16 protein-coding genes are annotated in these 17,369 nt (G+C 41.7%); 12 read left to right on the top strand and 4 right to left on the bottom strand.

Annotated elements, in window-relative coordinates:
- Positions 1–109: 109 nt before the first annotated feature.
- The 3 genes from LCD32_RS16885 to LCD32_RS16875 all read left to right on the top strand — a co-directional run bounded on the left by LCD32_RS16885 (position 110) and on the right by LCD32_RS16875 (position 2,978).
- Entirely contained in the window at positions 110–1,411 is a 1,302-nt protein-coding gene (locus LCD32_RS16885) for an HD domain-containing protein (protein ID WP_007497716.1), read from the top strand.
- Between the two features lie 30 nt (positions 1,412–1,441).
- Complete coding sequence (locus tag LCD32_RS16880) at positions 1,442–1,942, top strand: YwgA family protein (RefSeq protein ID WP_007497715.1); 501 nt, start codon at positions 1,442–1,444, stop codon at positions 1,940–1,942.
- A 223-nt stretch (positions 1,943–2,165) separates the two neighbouring features.
- Entirely contained in the window at positions 2,166–2,978 is an 813-nt protein-coding gene (locus tag LCD32_RS16875; RefSeq protein WP_035389836.1) for a zinc-dependent metalloprotease, read from the top strand.
- A gap of 52 nt (positions 2,979–3,030) precedes the next feature.
- Here the strand turns inward: LCD32_RS16875 and LCD32_RS16870 are convergent, their stop codons facing one another.
- Entirely contained in the window at positions 3,031–3,216 is a 186-nt protein-coding gene (locus LCD32_RS16870; RefSeq protein ID WP_008343530.1) for a 2-hydroxymuconate tautomerase, read from the bottom strand.
- 113 nt (positions 3,217–3,329) lie between these two features.
- Here LCD32_RS16870 and LCD32_RS16865 point away from each other — a divergent pair, with 113 nt between their 5' ends.
- Both LCD32_RS16865 and LCD32_RS16860 read left to right on the top strand, forming a co-directional pair.
- The gene (locus LCD32_RS16865) at positions 3,330–3,986 is read left to right on the top strand and encodes a site-2 protease family protein (RefSeq protein WP_224564665.1); all 657 of its coding nucleotides are present in this window, start codon (positions 3,330–3,332) and stop codon (positions 3,984–3,986) included.
- A 12-nt stretch (positions 3,987–3,998) separates the two neighbouring features.
- Positions 3,999–4,517, top strand: coding sequence for a YwhD family protein (locus LCD32_RS16860; protein WP_007497712.1), 519 nt, complete (start codon positions 3,999–4,001; stop codon positions 4,515–4,517).
- A 125-nt stretch (positions 4,518–4,642) separates the two neighbouring features.
- On the opposite strand, the gene LCD32_RS16855 is transcribed toward LCD32_RS16860, so the two are convergent.
- Positions 4,643–6,712: a transglycosylase domain-containing protein gene (locus LCD32_RS16855; protein ID WP_113746889.1), complete on the bottom strand. Its 2,070-nt coding sequence runs from the start codon at positions 6,710–6,712 to the stop codon at positions 4,643–4,645.
- 225 nt (positions 6,713–6,937) lie between these two features.
- Here LCD32_RS16855 and speE point away from each other — a divergent pair, with 225 nt between their 5' ends.
- Together speE and speB are read left to right on the top strand one after the other, a co-directional pair.
- Positions 6,938–7,768, top strand: coding sequence for a spermidine synthase (speE, locus tag LCD32_RS16850; RefSeq protein ID WP_003214614.1), 831 nt, complete (start codon positions 6,938–6,940; stop codon positions 7,766–7,768).
- Between the two features lie 69 nt (positions 7,769–7,837).
- Positions 7,838–8,710, top strand: a complete 873-nt coding sequence (gene speB, locus LCD32_RS16845) for an agmatinase (protein WP_007497709.1) — start codon at positions 7,838–7,840, stop codon at positions 8,708–8,710.
- Between the two features lie 48 nt (positions 8,711–8,758).
- On the opposite strand, the gene LCD32_RS16840 is transcribed toward speB, so the two are convergent.
- The gene (locus LCD32_RS16840; RefSeq protein ID WP_048001123.1) at positions 8,759–9,673 is read right to left on the bottom strand and encodes a hypothetical protein; all 915 of its coding nucleotides are present in this window, start codon (positions 9,671–9,673) and stop codon (positions 8,759–8,761) included.
- An 81-nt stretch (positions 9,674–9,754) separates the two neighbouring features.
- On the opposite strand from LCD32_RS16840, the gene LCD32_RS16835 reads away from it, so the two are divergent.
- From LCD32_RS16835 to argS, 3 genes are all read left to right on the top strand, one after another.
- Positions 9,755–10,102, top strand: a complete 348-nt coding sequence (locus LCD32_RS16835) for a hypothetical protein (RefSeq protein ID WP_048001122.1) — start codon at positions 9,755–9,757, stop codon at positions 10,100–10,102.
- Positions 10,103–10,237: 135 nt separating this feature from the next.
- On the top strand, positions 10,238–10,660 hold the full coding sequence (locus LCD32_RS16830) for a DUF1934 domain-containing protein (RefSeq protein WP_007497707.1): 423 nt from the start codon (positions 10,238–10,240) through the stop codon (positions 10,658–10,660).
- Positions 10,657–12,330, top strand: a complete 1,674-nt coding sequence (gene argS, locus LCD32_RS16825; protein WP_008343507.1) for an arginine--tRNA ligase — start codon at positions 10,657–10,659, stop codon at positions 12,328–12,330. The genes LCD32_RS16830 and argS overlap by 4 nt, the downstream gene beginning before the upstream one ends.
- 521 nt (positions 12,331–12,851) lie before the next feature.
- On the opposite strand, the gene LCD32_RS16820 is transcribed toward argS, so the two are convergent.
- Positions 12,852–13,820 carry a S66 peptidase family protein gene (locus LCD32_RS16820; protein WP_060781521.1) on the bottom strand — a complete coding sequence of 323 codons (969 nt, stop codon included), beginning with the start codon at positions 13,818–13,820 and terminating at the stop codon, positions 12,852–12,854.
- Positions 13,821–13,971: 151 nt separating this feature from the next.
- Here LCD32_RS16820 and cls point away from each other — a divergent pair, with 151 nt between their 5' ends.
- Positions 13,972–15,474 (top strand): cardiolipin synthase, encoded by a 1,503-nt coding sequence (gene cls / locus LCD32_RS16815; RefSeq protein WP_025208143.1) that lies wholly within the window; start codon positions 13,972–13,974, stop codon positions 15,472–15,474.
- Between the two features lie 105 nt (positions 15,475–15,579).
- A complete protein-coding gene (locus LCD32_RS16810) occupies positions 15,580–17,295 on the top strand; it encodes an ABC transporter ATP-binding protein (RefSeq protein ID WP_113746893.1) in 1,716 nt (571 codons plus the stop codon).
- Positions 17,296–17,369 lie beyond the last annotated feature (74 nt).

Below are 17,369 nucleotides of genomic sequence, written 5' to 3'. Positions count from 1 at the left end.
TACGTCCGTTCAATCTATGAGAACACATTCGCCAGCAAATTCAAGGATGTTTTCGGGAAAAGTTACCCGATATAATAGAAACACGTCTTAAAAAAAGAGGGACGAAACGATGGCGTATCCAAAAGGGAAATTATCCGAAGAAAAGGTATTTAAAGATCCTGTGCACCGCTATGTTCACGTACGGGATGCATTGATATGGGATTTAATCGGAACGAGAGAGTTCCAGCGCCTTAGACGAATTAAACAGCTAGGCACCACTTATTTAACGTTTCATGGGGCAGAACACAGCCGATTTAATCATTCACTCGGTGTATACGAGATTGTCAGACGAATTGTGGATGATGTGTTTAAAGGAAGACCCGAATGGGATGAAGGGGAGCGTGAGCTTGTACTGAGTGCCGCCCTGCTTCATGACCTTGGACATGGTCCGTTTTCTCATTCCTTTGAAAAGGTCTTTCATTTAGATCATGAATCGTTTACAAGAGATATCATTTTAGGGCAGACGGAAGTCAATGAAGTGCTGCGCCGGGTCAGTGACGATTTTCCAAAGCATGTAGCAGAAGTCATTGCCAAAACGTATCAAAACAAACAGGTGGTCAGTTTGATTTCAAGTCAAATTGATGCCGACCGAATGGATTACTTGCAGCGTGATGCTTACTATACAGGCGTCAGCTATGGTCACTTTGATATGGAACGTATTTTACGCGTGATGCGTCCAAGAGAAGATCAGATTGTGATGAAACAGAGCGGGATGCATGCCGTAGAGGATTATATTATGAGCCGCTATCAAATGTACTGGCAAGTGTATTTCCACCCAGTGACCCGCAGCGCGGAGGTCATTTTAACAAAAATCCTCCATCGTGCAAAAGAGCTGCATGAAACTGGCTACATTTTTACACATGCCCCGGTTCATTTTTATTCAATTTTTGAAGGAAATGTCACCACAGAGGACTATATTAAGCTGGATGAATCCATTGTCTTATTTTATTTTCAGGCGTGGGAAGATGAAGAAGATCACGTGCTGGCTGATTTGTGCCGCCGTTTTATGAACCGCCGTTTATTCCAATATACAGAGTTTAATCCAAACGAAGAAATGACGAAATATTTCAAGCTGACTGCTTTGTTCAAAGAAGCAGGAATTGATCCTGACTATTATTTAGTGGTCGATTCTTCCTCTGATTTGCCTTATGACTTTTATAGACCGGGCGAAGAAGAAGAGCGGCTGCCGATCCACCTTTTGACGCAAAGTGGTCATATTAAAGAACTGTCGAGACAGTCAGATATTGTTGACGCCATTTCCGGTAAACGAAGAACCGATCATAAACTTTATTTCCCGATGGACTTAATTGTAGATATGTCGGAAAAAGCTGAAGAAAAGAAGGCGATCATGAAGCTGCTTGGATTGGGATAAGGAAGTACTGAAAAAGGAGATGTCGGGAATTTGTTGAAAGAGCATGCAAAGTTGATGAAGGTGTTCTCTGAATCTGGGGAAATCGTTGGACGGAAGAAGCTGCAAAAAATGATTTACATAGCAAAAAAGCTAGATTTGCCTTTTTACGAGAAATACGATTTTCATTTTTATGGCCCCTATTCAGAGGAGTTGACGCTCAGAATTGAAGAGCTGTGCAACCTTGGATTCTTGGACGAAATGAAGGAAAAAAAGGGCGGATACTATCAATATCGTTATTCGCTGACGGACAATGGGAAAGAGTTTCTCGATCAGTGTGAAGTGGACATGCCTGACCTCAAAGTACTGACGCAGCAGATGAATGAGCAATCGTCTCGTTTTCTAGAGCTTGTCTCAACGATTTTATACTTTGATGATCTGCCAAAAGATGAGGTAAAGGAAAAGGTCTTCACCATTAAAAGCAAGCAGCGCTATACGGACGAAGAATTTGAGGCAGCTCTTGCTTATATTGATCAGTTGAAGGAATTGAACTAACTTTTCAAAAGCCCAATTTTTGGGCTTTTTTTGTTTTGTAAGACCCGGACCGAAAGCGCTATTTTTGAATGAAATGTGTGTCAAAATATCCGAAAAATTAGTGAAAATGACATGTTTCGACTTTCTTCCTGTATATCCAATTCCCTGTTTTTGACTGAATAGAAGGAAAATGGTGAATTTTCAGTGAATATATAACCTTGTGAAAAACAAAGGAGGGATAGGAATGAAAAAGCGTTCAGTCTTTTTGTCATTTTTATTGGTAGGTAGTTTGTTACCGGGGGTAAGTTCAGCATCTGCACCAGTTGCAAGTGCAGGTCATGGGCATGATCATGGTCATGCGCCGTTTGAAACACATATTAGTGAAGGGTTGCCAAAGGCAAACGATTTTAAAGATTTGACGAAGGCACCTCCTATTGAAAGAGATGTGACAACAAAAATTTTAGACGAGTCTGGTAAACAGGTAGGGTCTAGAACCTTTAAAGCAAATACAGGAGATTCGATTTCAACAAAAGCTAGTACAGGCAGTCAGAAAGTGACCGTCTATGCAGTAGCTGATGCGCAGTATCGTGCGAAATATAGTGATTGGCAGACGCGCATTGTCAGCATCATTGAGCAAGCGGATGTGACATTTAACCGTGATCATGATGTGGACTTTGTTGTACAAGCCGTAGGGTCTTGGACGTCCTCAGGATCAAATGCATCACAAATTTTGTCCAACCTTCAGCGCAGCTTTGATGGCAGAGGATACGATTTTGTCACAGGATTTACAGCAAATCCAAACTTTGATGCTGGCGGAATCGCTTATGTTTACAATAGTGCACCGAGCGGAAGTGCATTCAGTGTCAACCTTGATCAAGGAACAGCGAATACAGCAAAAGCGGCTACACATGAATACGGCCATAACTTTGGTTTGCCGCATGACCCTCAAGGCAGCGGAATTGTCTGCTTAATGAATTATGATTATTCTTACACTGTCGATTACTTCGATGCGGCTCATAAAAATCAAGTGAACCGTAATAAAGCTTGGTACAGATAAGGTAAGAGACAAAAGGACAAACACCGAAAAAGTGTTTGTCCTTTTTATATGCTTACAGGTCGCTCATTCGCTTTCCTGCTACAGCATAATGTTCTTTTTTCATTTCTTCAATAATGACAGAGACTTTTTCTGCACCTGCGCCTGTTGTTTCAACAACGGCATCTGTGACTTTCTCCACAAGAGCTCTTTTCTGCTCATCTGTTCTTCCTTCAAGCATTTGAACGGTGATAATTGGCATGGTGAAAACCTCCTTTTTCCTTTCATGCTACGCTTCCCTTTAGTTTAAGGGACTTCTTATAGTATACTGAATGAAGTAAATCATTGTATAGAAAGAAAGAGGGATTCATGCCTTTGGACCAATTTCTTGTTTATCCATTAGAACTGATTCCATATGTCGCCATTACGCTTGTTGTGGCTTTTACGATGCACGAGCTGGCGCATGCATATGTTGCGTATCGTTTTGGAGATCCGACAGCTAAAAATCAAGGCAGACTGACGCTCAATCCATTGAAGCACCTTGATGTTTTCGGGACGATCTTGATCTTTGTGGCTGGGTTTGGCTGGGCGAGGCCTGTACCTGTGAATCGGTACCATTTCAAAAACCCGCGCTTAGCAGGAATCTGCGTCTCGATTGCTGGCCCATTAAGTAACTTGGTGTTGGCGTTTCTAGGCTTTTTTGTGTATGTGCTTCTTCAGAAATTTGGCGGGGAGTCGCTCATGCGCTTTGAGCCGGGGATCGATTATTTCTTCCAAATCTTTATTAACTTGAACGTGATTTTGTTCCTATTTAACTTATTACCGATCCCGCCGCTGGATGGATATCGTATTATTGAGGATGTTGTCAGTCCCGGCATCCGTGCAAAGATGACGCAATTTGAACAGTATGGAATCATCATTTTCCTCATCTTCGTCATCACGCCGCTAGGTCAGTTTGTTTTTGTTCCGTTGATCGGAATGCGGGATCAAATCATATACTGGTTTAATCTTATTTTGAAGCCGCTGCTTTAGGAGGTTTAATGAATGGAAGGTAAAAAGAAGAAACCAATTGGTTTTAATATCATTAAAAAAACAGATGCAACGGATGGGCATGGAGGTTTTGGGGCAGGTGCCCTCAGCCTTGATAATATCTCACCAGTGATCATTGATGTGGAGGAAAAGGAAGCCGTCATTGATATTGGTGCGATGCATGCAAGAAGTGCCGTCGAAAAAGGAATTAAATTTTTAAAAACCAAAGAAGAGGTACCTAACGGAAAACCGTATTGGCTCGTATGGGTGACGATTGACCGCAGAGAAGAAGGACCATATTATGCAGGAGTCACAGCTTGTGAAATGACGGTTGACCGCTCGATCCGCAGAGGATATAAGTCGCTTCCTGAGCATGTGAATTTAATGGATAAATCCATGAAGCGTAAAATCGTTGTCAGTCATATGGATGATGGTTCGAAAAAGGTGCTCGCTGATTTCTTGAAGAGTCACAATGAGGCGTTATGGGAAGCATCCACAGATGAATTAAAAGAAGGATTGGCTGTTCCTGAGTAATTGTGAAATTTTTGTGAAGAATGATGAATGGATACCAATTCCAGTCGTTTTTTCAGTAAACTGGTGTTAAAGCTAGGACATGGAGAATCCCGAGATGCAGATCTCGGGGTTTTTCATGTCCATTTTTAACGCTTCAGCCATTTTTCCCACCATTTCTTAGGCTGTTGATCTTGAGCTTTGTCTTGCTCAGATGCTTTGTTCTCAGCACCATAGCAGACACCGGTCGGCTCCGTTCCTTCTATAAAATAGGTAAATACCTTTGATTCGCATCCTGGGCCTGCGAGATCACCGGTTTTTGGATTGATATATACGCCTTTTACACCGTCTGGCGGCATGAAGGAGGAGGCTGGCTGATTCGAGAGGGCTGATTCCATAAAGGAAGCCCATATCTTTTTCGCATAGGCGGTTTCTTTGACCGAGTCAATGGTGCGTCCTTTATCGTAGCCGGTCCACACACCTGTGACGAGCTGGGGAGAGAAGCCGATCATCCAGCTGTCAGCGCCTGTCGTCCCTGATTTTCCTCCATAATTTCTGGTAAGATCTTTTGAAATGGTACGTCCTGTGACACTTGTATAGCCATTTAATTGATCATTGAACATCCCTGACATCATGTCAGTGGTGACAAATGCTACTTTTTCATCTAGTACTTGCTCTCGTTTTTGTTTCTCCTCAAAGAGTACGTTGCCCTTTGCGTCCGTTACTTTCATAATAAAGGTTGGCTTGACACGTTTTCCTCCATTGACCAGCATCGCGTAAGCATTGGTCATTTCGATTGGTTTGACAGGTGAAGTACCTAGCGCAAGTGAAGGCACTTGATCTAGTTTTTCGTGAATCCCGAACGTTTTGCCTGCACGTACAAGCTGTTCCATTCCTAAAAATAGATGGGTTTTGACCGCATAAATGTTATCAGATAGAGCCAAAGCTTGAAGCATCGTAATACCGTCATTGGCGTAATAGCCGTGATAGTTGCTTGGGGAATAAGCAGCGCCGCTTCCTTGTTCATCCAGTTCAAAAACGGTTTCCTCACTGCGCATCACCGTTGCTGGAGTGAACCCATTTTGCAAGGCCATGTAATAGAGAAGTGGTTTCATTGTTGAACCGGGCTGTCTTTTCGCTTGTGTGACCCGGTTGAATGGGCTTTTCTCATAATCTCTTCCCCCGATGAGTGCAAGCACATGACCTGTCTGGGGATGAATGGCGGTTAAGCCAATTTGGATACCTGATTCAGAATCCATGATGTTGGTTAAAGTCTTTTCAGCGATTTTTTGTAATTCAGGTTGTAAGGTCGTTTCGATATGAAGACCATACGTTTCAATTTGTTCCTCGGTTAAACCCAGCGTTTGTTTCAGTTCGCGAATGACATCATCATAAAAATACGGGGCCTGCTTTGCTTGCAGCTGCTTTTGCTTGAGCGGGCGATAGGACAGCTTTTCCTTGCTGGCATCAGCAGCCGCTTTTTTTGTGATCATGCCATCCTCTTGCATTTGCTTTAGGATCATCTTTTTTCTTGCTTCGGCTCTTTCTTCGTTCACATAAGGGGAGTAGAGAGAAGGCCCCTTTGGAATCCCGGCAAGCAAGGCAGACTCAGCTAAAGTTAAGTTCTTCGCTTTTTTTCCAAAGTAAAGGCGGGATGCCGCTTCCACACCGTATGCGCCGTGGCCATAATAAATGGTGTTCAAGTATCCTTCCAATATCTCATCTTTTGTATAGTTTTGTTCTAAGCGGATGGTGTAAAAGGCTTCATTCCACTTCCGCTTCCATGTTTTATCATGATCTAAATATAAATTTCGTGCGTATTGCTGGGTGATCGTGCTGGCGCCTTGTACCTTTGCCATTGCACGAATGTCTGCCACCGCAGCACCCGCCATGCGTTTTACATCAAAGCCGTGATGCTGATAAAAGGTTTTATCCTCAACCGCGACCACTGCCTGCTGTATATGAGGGGACATGTCCTTTAACGGAACCCAATATCTCTTTTCTCCAAAGCTTGATTCGCCAAGTTTAGACCCATCGGCTGCATAAATGGTCGTGGATTGGGGAACTTGAACAGAGGGAGCGCCTTGCCACTTAGCAAGTAAAAGAATCGTCAAAAAGACTGTGCCTGCAAATAGAAAAGCGAGCAAGCCGATAAAAAAACAGGCCCGAATCGTTTTCACGGTCATGCGGATTTTTTTATTACTCATGATTGTGTCCATGCAAAGCCCCCATTTTGACGGTTTTTTATCAGTATGGGACAAAGAAAACCGTTTTAAACAGGCGACTGCAAGGGTGTGCTTTAAAAATGAAGTTATCTCATGCGGTTCTTTACAATTTGATACGAATCCACTATACTTTTTTCTTGGACAATCGATATAGTCATAGCCGATAAAAGGCGCTAACAATAGATGTTTGTTTATTATTGGATGAGAGGAAGATGAACAATGAGCGAACTTTGGTATACAGAGAAGCAAACGAAGAATTTTGGCATTACATTGAAGGTGAACAAAACCCTTCACACAGAACAAACAGATTTTCAGCATTTAGAAATGGTGGAAACAGAAGAGTTTGGCAATATGCTGTTTTTAGACGGTATGGTGATGACATCAGAGAAAGATGAGTTTGTATACCACGAAATGGTGGCACATGTTCCTCTTTTCACTCATCCAAACCCGGAAAATGTCCTTGTTGTAGGCGGAGGAGACGGTGGTGTCATTCGTGAAATCCTGAAGCATCCAAGTGTGAAAAAAGCGACACTTGTTGATATTGATGGCAAGGTCATTGAATACTCGAAGAAGTTCCTTCCTTCAATTGCTGGGAAACTAGACGATCCTCGTGTAGATGTGAAAGTCGGAGACGGCTTTATGCACATTGCGGAAGCCGACAACGAATATGACGTGATCATGGTTGACTCAACTGAGCCAGTTGGACCAGCTGTAAACCTGTTCTCTAAAGGATTTTACGCAGGAATCTCAAAAGCACTCAAAGAAGACGGTATTTTCGTTGCACAAACGGACAACCCTTGGTTCACACCTGAGTTAATTACAAATGTACAGCGTGATGTGAAAGAAATTTTCCCGATTACCAAGTTATATACAGCGAATATCCCAACATATCCAAGCGGTCTTTGGACATTTACTATCGGTTCTAAGAAGTATGATCCACTTGCTGTAGAAGACAGCCGCTTCTTTGATATTGATACGAAATATTACACAAAAGAATTGCACAAAGCGGCATTCGTTCTGCCGAAATTTGTGAGCGATTTAATCAAATAAATCAAGCGAAATGGAAATGCGCAAATGTCAGTTTGCGCATTTTTTGAAGCGTAAAAGGAGGAATCTTGTATGAGATTCGACGAGGCTTACTCAGGAAAAGTGTTTATTGGAAGTCATCCGACATGGGAAGATGCGAAAGTCATTTTATACGGGATGCCGATGGATTGGACCGTCAGTTACCGTCCAGGCTCACGTTTTGGCCCGAACCGTATTCGTGAAGTATCCATTGGATTAGAGGAATACAGTCCTTATTTAGATCGTGAACTGCACGAGGTGCCATTCTTTGATGCTGGCGACATCCCGCTTCCATTTGGCAATGCACAGAAAAGCTTAGATTTAATTGAAGAGTATGTTGACAGCATTTTAGAAAAAGGGAAGTTTCCATTAGGAATGGGCGGAGAGCATCTTGTGTCTTGGCCGGTTTTCCGTTCGATGTATAAGAAATACCCTGATTTGGCCATCATCCATATGGACGCACATACCGATCTTCGTGAGGAATATGAGGGTGAGCCGCTTTCACATTCGACACCGATTCGTAAAGTTGCAGGACTTATTGGACCTGAAAATGTATACTCTTTCGGCATCCGTTCAGGGATGAAAGAAGAATTTGAATGGGCAAAAGAAGCAGGCATGCACATTTCTAAATTTGAAGTGCTGGAGCCATTGAAGCAAGTATTGCCAAAGCTGAAAGGCCGTCCAGTTTATGTGACAATTGACATCGATGTACTTGACCCAGCTCATGCGCCTGGTACAGGAACGGTAGATGCTGGCGGTATTACGTCAAAAGAACTGCTGGCATCTATTCATGCCATTGCTGGTTCTGATGTGCATGTCGTCGGTGCAGACCTTGTAGAGGTAGCGCCTGTATATGATCATTCTGATCAAACGGCGAATACAGCAAGCAAACTTTTACGTGAAATGCTGCTTGGATTTGTGAAATAAAAAAAACCTGTCCAATTTCTAATTGGGCAGGTTTTTCAAAAGTAACTTTTACCAATTTATACAAACGGCTAGGCCGCCAACACCTGTGATTTCGGCAGCAAGTCCTTTAAAAGCTTCTCCGCCAATTTTTAACTTTTCCTCCCATGATGTAGCACCAGCTAATAGTTTTGCAGTCTCTTTTATTCCACCTAATTCTTTTACGTATTTTTTTACTTTTATAATTTTAGCTGCAGCAAACAAGTTAGAACCTATAAACCAAGCTATTGCTGCTGAACATGCAGCGATCTTAGACCAATCTGGATCAGCAATAATTGGGAAAGCAGTTTTGCTATTAAAATCTACAACTTGTATTAGTGTATTTCCATCAGTTTTATAATAAGTAGGGACATCTTGATTATTGGCATCCTTTGCCCAAGCTGGACTAAATATAGAAGTGATCATATTTTCTTTGTTAACTACATAAACTTCTCCTGTGTCGAATTCACTACCCAAATACTCCGCTGCAGTTACCAATTTACTACCCCTAGGCAGATTCATTTTAAATCGATATTCTTTAGGAGCTTTTTGGTCATTAATCTGTATTAAACTCTTTAGACCGTCATTTGTTGGTTGAACAGCGTAAATTACATTTTCCTTATCATTATTTTTATAAACTACAGTTCCATTTGGAGAAATTACACCTTTTTTAATATTTCCGGAAGGCAAAGATATATTAGTTGAGACATCAAGTTGAATAGGTTTATTGGGATTTTTTGACACTTCATATCCTTTTGTAGTATTTCCATACTTGTAAGTATTATTACTTTTGATTGATTTCAATATTCCGTTTATTCCTGTAATATTTTCTATATCACTAGCAGGGTTCATTTCTTCCTTAGCATGCGTTATTTTAGGGTTAATAATCGTTCCAATTAGAGCTAACGTGATTAGAATAGGGATTGATAAGTACAATTTTCTTTTCATAAAAACTCCTCTTTCTTAAATTAGTAGATTCCATATATAATATTTAACATAAATTATATTATAAGTAAATGGAGGAATAAAATGTTATCTTCTATATTCATGGTGTTACTCGCTTTATGTGTTTTAGCGGCAGGCTTTATTACACTGAAAAAAGAGTTGGCAACTGATCCACCAGTTTTTGCTTCTAAAAAGGAAGCAAAGGAGGAGTTAGTTGGTTTATTTCAGGATCGAGGTTTTTTCTATCTTACGGCCATTGCTTTATTTATGCAGGTGGTATTTAAAAAGGGACAAATCGTTCCATTTGATTTTTTTCAAGTGTTTTTGGCGAGTTCGGGAATACAAGCTCTTTTTTATTTAATTAAAAGAAAAGATTTGGGGTTAAAGGCAGTACTTGTTGTGTTAGTCAGTTTTATCTTCCTATTTTTCTAAAGAGCAGTTTATCTGCTCTTTTTTTATGTTAGAAAAAGTTTAATCACCGTGAAGATGAGAAATGATGGGATGATAGGCAATCGGGATTATGGTATACTATTTTAGTTAAACGGGTCTTAGCAAAGGAAGTGCAAAATGACACAAAACCAAATTTCAATTCATGTAAAGTCAGTGATGAAACCAGAGACGGAACCGGCTGAAACGATCGAATTCCGAACAACTGGAACGTATCAAGAGAAGAATGACAAAACGTATCTCACTTACCATGAAGAACATGAAATGGGTCAAGTAAAAACTGTTGTCAAAATAAGTGAAAAAGAAATTTTTGTCATGAGATCAGGTGCGATTCAAATGAAGCAGCGCTTTCTCATTGGAGAAACGACCGTGACACATTACACGATGCCATTTGGCACACTTCAGCTCGATGTGCACACACATGGCATTGATCTTGATGTAGACAATGGGCTTCTGCACATTACGTACGATATGCTGACAGGTGAAGATCAAAAGCATTTACATACATTATCGATTTCATATAAGGAGGATTTACGTTCATGAATATCGCAGAACAGGTCAAAGATGCGTTAAAAGAAGAAATCATTGCGGCAGTCGTCAAAGCAGGACTTGCTGATGAAAGCCAGGTGCCGGATGTTCTTTTGGAAGTGCCAAAAGACAAAACTCACGGTGATTATTCCACCAATATGGCGATGCAGCTTGCACGCATTGCGAAAAAAGCACCTCGTCAAATCGCCGAGGACATTGTGAATGCATTTGACAAAGGCAAAGCTTCGATTGAAAAACTGGATATCGCAGGTCCAGGGTTTATTAACTTTTATATGAACAATCAATATTTAACGAAACTGATTCCGGCAGTTCTTGAAGCAAAAGAGGCTTATGGCGAAACGAATACAGGCGGCGGTCAAAAAGTGCAAGTCGAATTCGTCTCAGCCAACCCAACAGGTGACCTTCACCTTGGACATGCCCGCGGCGCCGCTGTAGGAGATTCTCTTTGCAACATCCTTGATAAAGCAGGCTTCGACGTGAGCCGTGAATACTATATCAACGATGCAGGCAATCAGATCAATAACCTTGCTCTATCTGTAGAAGTACGTTACTTTGAGGCGCTCGGTCTTGAAAAAGAAATGCCAGAGGACGGGTACAGAGGAGAAGACATCAAAGGCATCGGGCAGAAACTTGCGGATGAATTTGGTGACCGTTTCGTGCATGAATCAGAAGAAGAGCGTATGAAATTCTTCCGTGAGTACGGTTTAAAATATGAACTAGAAAAACTACGTGTCGACCTAGAGAATTTCCGTGTCCCATTTGATGTGTGGTATTCTGAAACGTCTTTATATGAAAACGGAAAAATCGAACCAGCGCTAGAAACACTTCGCGCTAAAGGCTATGTCTTTGAAGAAGATGGCGCAACATGGTTACGTTCAACTGATTTTGGTGATGACAAGGACCGTGTCCTGATTAAAAAAGACGGCAGCTTCACGTACTTGCTTCCAGATATCGCATATCACAAGGACAAATTAGACAGAGGTTTTGACCAGCTCATCAACATTTGGGGAGCGGATCATCACGGCTACATTCCTCGAATGAAAGCGGCGATCCAAGCACTCGGATATCCAGCGGACAAACTGGAAGTCGAAATCATTCAGCTCGTTCACCTTTACAAAAACGGTGAAAAAATGAAGATGAGTAAACGTACAGGTAAAGCCGTCACAATGCGTGACTTGATTGAAGAAGTGGGCTTAGATGCTACTCGTTATTTCTTTGCGATGAGAAGTGCGGCAACTCATATGGACTTTGACCTAGACTTAGCGATTTCTACGTCTAACGAAAACCCTGTGTACTATGCGCAATATGCACATGCGAGAATATGCAGCATGCTCCGTCAAGGGGAAGAAAAAGGCTACGAGCCAAACCTTGAAAAAGCTGATTTCTCTCACATTCAGTCCGATAAAGAATACGATCTTCTGAAAATCATCGGCAGCTTCCCAGAGGTTGTAGCAGAAGCAGCAGAAAAACGTATTCCGCACCGCGTCACAAACTATATCTATGATCTAGCATCAGCCCTTCACAGTTTCTACAATGCCGAGAAGGTCATTGATGTTGAAAATGAAACAAAAACAACAGCACGCCTATCACTGATGAAGGCGACACAAATTACACTAGCCAACGCATTAAAACTCATTGGCGTATCTGCACCGGAAAAAATGTAATGCAAAGAGCCCCGCTCTATTTTATGAGCGGGGCTTCTTTATATAAAAAACCCGCTATTCTCGAGAGATAGCGGGTTTTGAACATTAACCAAGCGTATTAATAATGTTAGAAATAGAATCGAATAATTGACTAAGTACATCAGAGAACATGAGCGTATCCTCCTTTCAGAAAGCATGTAGTATGTGCGTGTCATAGGAATTACCCAAGTGTGTTAATGATGTTAGAAATAGAATCGAATAATTGGCTAAGTACATCAGAGAACATAGTTTGTATCCTCCCTTCAGAAAGCATGTAGTATGTGTGCGTTAATGGGATTATCCAAGTGTATTAATAATGTTAGAAATAGAATCGAATAATTGACTAAGTACATCAGAGAACATGTTTTTGCCTCCTCTCTTTTCTTTTTACATCTACTTAACGAAGGGGATGAAGGGTTGGATCACTTTTTCTAAAAAAATTTTAAAAAGAAATGATGGCATAGAAAAAGCACCAACAAATGAGGGTGCTTTTTAGGTTTTATTTATGGATGAACACGCCATTGGATTTGTCCGCCGTAGCAGGATAGTTCAGCACTCCCGCCAATCGGCAAGGTGAAGACCGGCTGTGTATGTCCTATGTCTACATCATAGATCACCGGGATGTGTTTGAGCATTGGATGTTTATCTAGAATGAACCTCAAATGTTCCTCTGTCATCTTGGATTTCTTTTGAAAACGTCCGATGATTAACCCTTTAATAGATTCGGCATGTTGCAAGAGCGAGGCAAGGTCTCTGGCAAACATTTCAGGAAAGACCAAGTCATCATCCTCCACAAATAAGATGGCATCCTTGAGGTGAGGCATAAAGGGTGTCCCTTGCAATAAGTTCAGTGTACAAAGATTTCCGCCATACAAGGTGCCTTCAGCTGTTCCTTCCTGATAAATCCCCCATGTTGTCGGATGAAACTGCCTATTTGCTTGATCAAGATACCACGCATCATCACTCCACTTTGTAGAAGGGGTGACATCAAATGGCTCGCTACTCATCACGCACGCTTGAAACATGGCTGTCTGCTCCTCTTGTCCTTGTTCCATTTGGAAACTGGAGAAATGAGGACCTGAGTACGTCACCATGTCACATTTGGCGGTAATGGCGTTTGCAAGTGCGGTAATATCACTGTAGCCGCAAAGAACTTTTGGGTGCTGACGGATCAAATCATAATCTATATAAGGCAAAAGCTCATTGCAGTTAAAGCCGCCGATTGCTGTCAAAATACCGTCGACTTCATCATTTGAGAATGCCTCATGTAGATCAGATAAACGGTGTTCAATAGAAGAAGTGGAATGCAGATCACATTCAAACACGTGTTGTCCAAAAGAAACAGTGAACCCTAATGCCTCTAAACGTTTTTTCGCCTGAGCCATTCCTTCTTCTGATAAAATGCTGGCACTTCGGCTTGGAGCAATTACCCGAATGTGGCTTCCCTTTTTTAAAGCAGATGGTGTACGCATCAGTCATTCGTCCCTTCCTTCACATATTTTCCATTATATCGGATCAAAACGCTCCAGTCTGTAAAAGCTAAAAGAAAGCAGCAAACCGTGCGTTTCAGACAAGCTGTGCAAAGGGTATGGAAAAGAAAAAGACAGAATGAGGGCGGAGAATGTGAAAAAGAGGAGACTGGAATTTCTATTTTTATATTTCATGATATTTGGGGCATATGTGGTGTTTTGGTGGCCGGTTCCAGCGTGGGGTTTTCAGCTTTACGCAGCTAGTTACATCGCCATCATTTTATTTAGTATTATCTCGCTTATGCTAGAGAACCGGACATCACAGCACACGCTGTTATGGATGTATGTACTGATCTTTTTCCCGATCATCGGCTATATGTTTTATTTGTTCTCAGGACAGCTTTATGTCAAAGGACATTTGTTTAAATCAAAGAGAATGTATAACCGAGAAAAATTACGCAGAATATCAGAGCTTGAGAGTAAGCCGGATGAGACGCGTTTAACCGATAATCAGCGTGCTTTTTTTCATTACACAGAAAAAGCAACAGGGATGCATGTAAATACAAATAGTGATATGGAGATTTTAAAGAATGGAGAGGAAACCTTTCCACGTATTTTTGAAGAATTAAAAAAGGCAAAAACGTTCATCCATATAGAATATTACATGTTCAAATCTGATTTTCTCGGTCACCGGATGATGGAGATCCTAATTGAAAAAGTGAAAGAAGGAGTAGAGGTTCGATTCATCTATGATGCGGCTGGCAGCATTCGCTTCTCACGAAAAGATATTAAACGATTGAAGCAGGCGGGGATAAAGGTCGCTCCTTTTCTGCCATTAAAATACGGATTCTTTAATCAAAAATTCAATTTCCGAAATCACCGAAAAATCGTAATTATTGATGGTGAAACAGGATTTGTTGGTGGGCTCAATGTGGGGAAGGAATATGTAGGACGCGATGAAAACATCGGCTTTTGGCGTGATACGCATACGATGTTAAAGGGTGAAGCCGTTCAGACACTTCACTCCATATTTATGCTGGACTGGGAGTATGTATCAGATGAAGTGTTAATTGATGATCCGAAGTATCACACCCCGCATCCTGTGACAGGAGAAGATGTCATACAGGTCGTGCCGACTGGACCTGATATGAAGGAAAGTATGAGTGATTTATATGACGCACTCATTTCGAATGCACAGCAATTTGTCTGGATTGCGACGCCTTATTTTGTCCCAAATGAATCCATTCGCACAGCGTTAAAAATTGCGGCCACAAGAGGGGTGGATGTGCGTGTGATGGTGCCTGAGATAAACGATGGCTTTCTCACGCAATACGCCACACGATCTTATTTTTCTGAGCTTTTGAAAGAAGGCATCAAGGTGTATCACTATCAAAAAGGATTCATGCATCAAAAGGTCATGATTGCAGACGGAGAGCTTGCCTCTGTCGGAACGGCCAATGTTGATATGAGAAGCTTTCAACTCAATTTTGAGGTCAATGTCTTTACAGCGGCAAAGAAACCGATCGAGCAATTGATGGCTCATTATGAGGAAGATATGAAAGAATGTGAGCAAATGGGGCCGGTTCATTTTTATAAAAGGGGCTTAAAGGAACGTTTAAAGGAATCGTTTGCTCGGTTGTTTTCAGGTGTATTGTGAGGGTTTCCAGGGAAAGAAATCATTTCCTGATCTAGTATTTCTATAATGATTCCTCTATAATTGAAAATGATTATCAATTATAGAGGAAGTGAGGTTCTTTTACATATGCTAAAACGCTTTTTTGCCTATTACAGGCCCTATCGTGGTCTGTTCTTTTTAGATTTCTTTTGCGCTGTTGCCGTCGGACTCATGGAACTAGGTTTCCCGCTGATCGTGAACTACTTCATTGATACATTACTGCCGACAGGGAACTGGACGGTCATTGCCTGGACCGCACTTGCGTTGTTTGTCATTTATGCGATCAGTTCAGTGATGCAATTTATCGTGTCGTATTGGGGGCACATGCTTGGCATTAATATTGAGACAGACATGAGAAAAAAGCTGTTTGATCATTTTCAGCGTCTGTCCTTCAAATTTTTCGATAACAACAAAACAGGCAAACTCATGTCACGGATGACAAATGACCTTATGTACATTGGAGAGGTGGCGCATCACGGACCTGAGGATTTGTTTATTGCGATTATGACCATTCTTGGCGCCTTTGCCGTCATGCTCATGATTAATTGGCAGCTTGCCATTTTAACCTTCTTAATTATGCCAGTCATCATCTGGTTAGCCCTTCATTTTAATAAAAAAATGACACAGGCGATTACACAACTCAACAATGACATTGGAGATTTTCATGCAAGGGTTGAAAATAATATTGGTGGTATTCGTCTTGTTCAAGCCTTTGCAAATGAACATTTCGAGAAAAAGCGCTTTGCTGAAAACAACAACCGCTTTCGAAAAGCGAAACTTCTTTCCTATAAAATTATGTCGGTTAACGGATCAATCAGCTATATTCTCACAAGGCTTGTGACGCTGTTTGTCCTTCTGGCAGGTACATGGTTTGTTCTTCAAGGTCAATTAACGGCAGGCGGATTTATCGCCTTTGTCTTGATCACAAATGTGTTATTCAGACCAATTGATAAGATCAACACGGTGATTGAAATGTATCCAAAAGGCATTGCCGGTTTTAAAAGCTATGTCGATTTGCTTGAAACAGAGCCAGATGTGAAGGATACAGAAGGAGCACGTGATCTTTACGGCTTGAAAGGTGAAATTGAGTATCGAGACGTGACATTTGGCTACGATGAGCACAGTCATGTATTGAAGGATATCAACTTGAAGATCAAACAAGGGGAAACTGTTGCGTTTGTCGGGCCATCAGGAGCGGGGAAATCGACCATTTGTAGTCTGCTGCCTCGTTTTTATGATGTGGACGAAGGAGACATCACCATAGATGGTGTGAGCACAAAATCGATGACCTTGTCCTCTTTAAGACAGCAGATTGGCATTGTGCAGCAGGATGTCTTTTTATTCTCAGGCACCATTCGTGAAAACATTGCGTACGGTAACCTAGAAGCGAGTGATGCAGACATTTGGGAGGCGGTGCGACGTGCCCATTTAGAGGAGCTCGTTCAGCGTTTCCCAGAAGGGTTGAATACGGTCATTGGTGAACGCGGCGTTAAGCTATCCGGCGGTCAAAAGCAACGTCTGTCAATTGCACGGATGTTTTTGAAAAACCCATCTATTCTTATTTTGGATGAAGCGACGTCAGCACTTGATACAGAAACAGAAAAAGCGATCCAAGACGCACTAAGCGAACTGGCAGTCGGCCGGACGACACTCGTCATTGCTCACCGCCTTGCGACAATTAAACATGCAGACCGAATCATCGTCGTGACAGAAAAAGGCATCCAAGAACAAGGCCGCCATCAAGACTTAATCCAAATGGGCGGTGTCTATAGCAGACTGCACGAAGCGCAGTTTGGTCATTGAAGAGAAGTGATTGAATGAGTCCAGCTATTAAGCTGGGCTCTTTTTGATAGAATAAAATCTTCTTTTCCATTTAA

The sequence above is a fragment of the Bacillus sp. RSS_NA_20 genome, from assembly GCF_020165915.1.
GTDB lineage: Bacteria > Bacillota > Bacilli > Bacillales > Bacillaceae > Bacillus > Bacillus altitudinis.
This window is presented reverse-complemented; position numbering and strand designations above follow the sequence as displayed.

Coding starts and splice junctions, on each gene's coding strand:
- LCD32_RS16885 (WP_007497716.1), top strand. CDS start 110: ATGGCGTATCCAAAAGGGAAATTATCCGAAGAAAAGGTATTTAAAGAT.
- LCD32_RS16875 (WP_035389836.1), top strand. CDS start 2,166: ATGAAAAAGCGTTCAGTCTTTTTGTCATTTTTATTGGTAGGTAGTTTG.
- LCD32_RS16870 (WP_008343530.1), bottom strand. CDS start 3,216: ATGCCAATTATCACCGTTCAAATGCTTGAAGGAAGAACAGATGAGCAG.
- LCD32_RS16860 (WP_007497712.1), top strand. CDS start 3,999: ATGGAAGGTAAAAAGAAGAAACCAATTGGTTTTAATATCATTAAAAAA.
- LCD32_RS16855 (WP_113746889.1), bottom strand. CDS start 6,712: ATGGACACAATCATGAGTAATAAAAAAATCCGCATGACCGTGAAAACG.
- speE (WP_003214614.1), top strand. CDS start 6,938: ATGAGCGAACTTTGGTATACAGAGAAGCAAACGAAGAATTTTGGCATT.
- speB (WP_007497709.1), top strand. CDS start 7,838: ATGAGATTCGACGAGGCTTACTCAGGAAAAGTGTTTATTGGAAGTCAT.
- LCD32_RS16840 (WP_048001123.1), bottom strand. CDS start 9,673: ATGAAAAGAAAATTGTACTTATCAATCCCTATTCTAATCACGTTAGCT.
- LCD32_RS16835 (WP_048001122.1), top strand. CDS start 9,755: ATGTTATCTTCTATATTCATGGTGTTACTCGCTTTATGTGTTTTAGCG.
- LCD32_RS16830 (WP_007497707.1), top strand. CDS start 10,238: ATGACACAAAACCAAATTTCAATTCATGTAAAGTCAGTGATGAAACCA.
- argS (WP_008343507.1), top strand. CDS start 10,657: ATGAATATCGCAGAACAGGTCAAAGATGCGTTAAAAGAAGAAATCATT.
- LCD32_RS16820 (WP_060781521.1), bottom strand. CDS start 13,820: ATGCGTACACCATCTGCTTTAAAAAAGGGAAGCCACATTCGGGTAATT.
- LCD32_RS16810 (WP_113746893.1), top strand. CDS start 15,580: ATGCTAAAACGCTTTTTTGCCTATTACAGGCCCTATCGTGGTCTGTTC.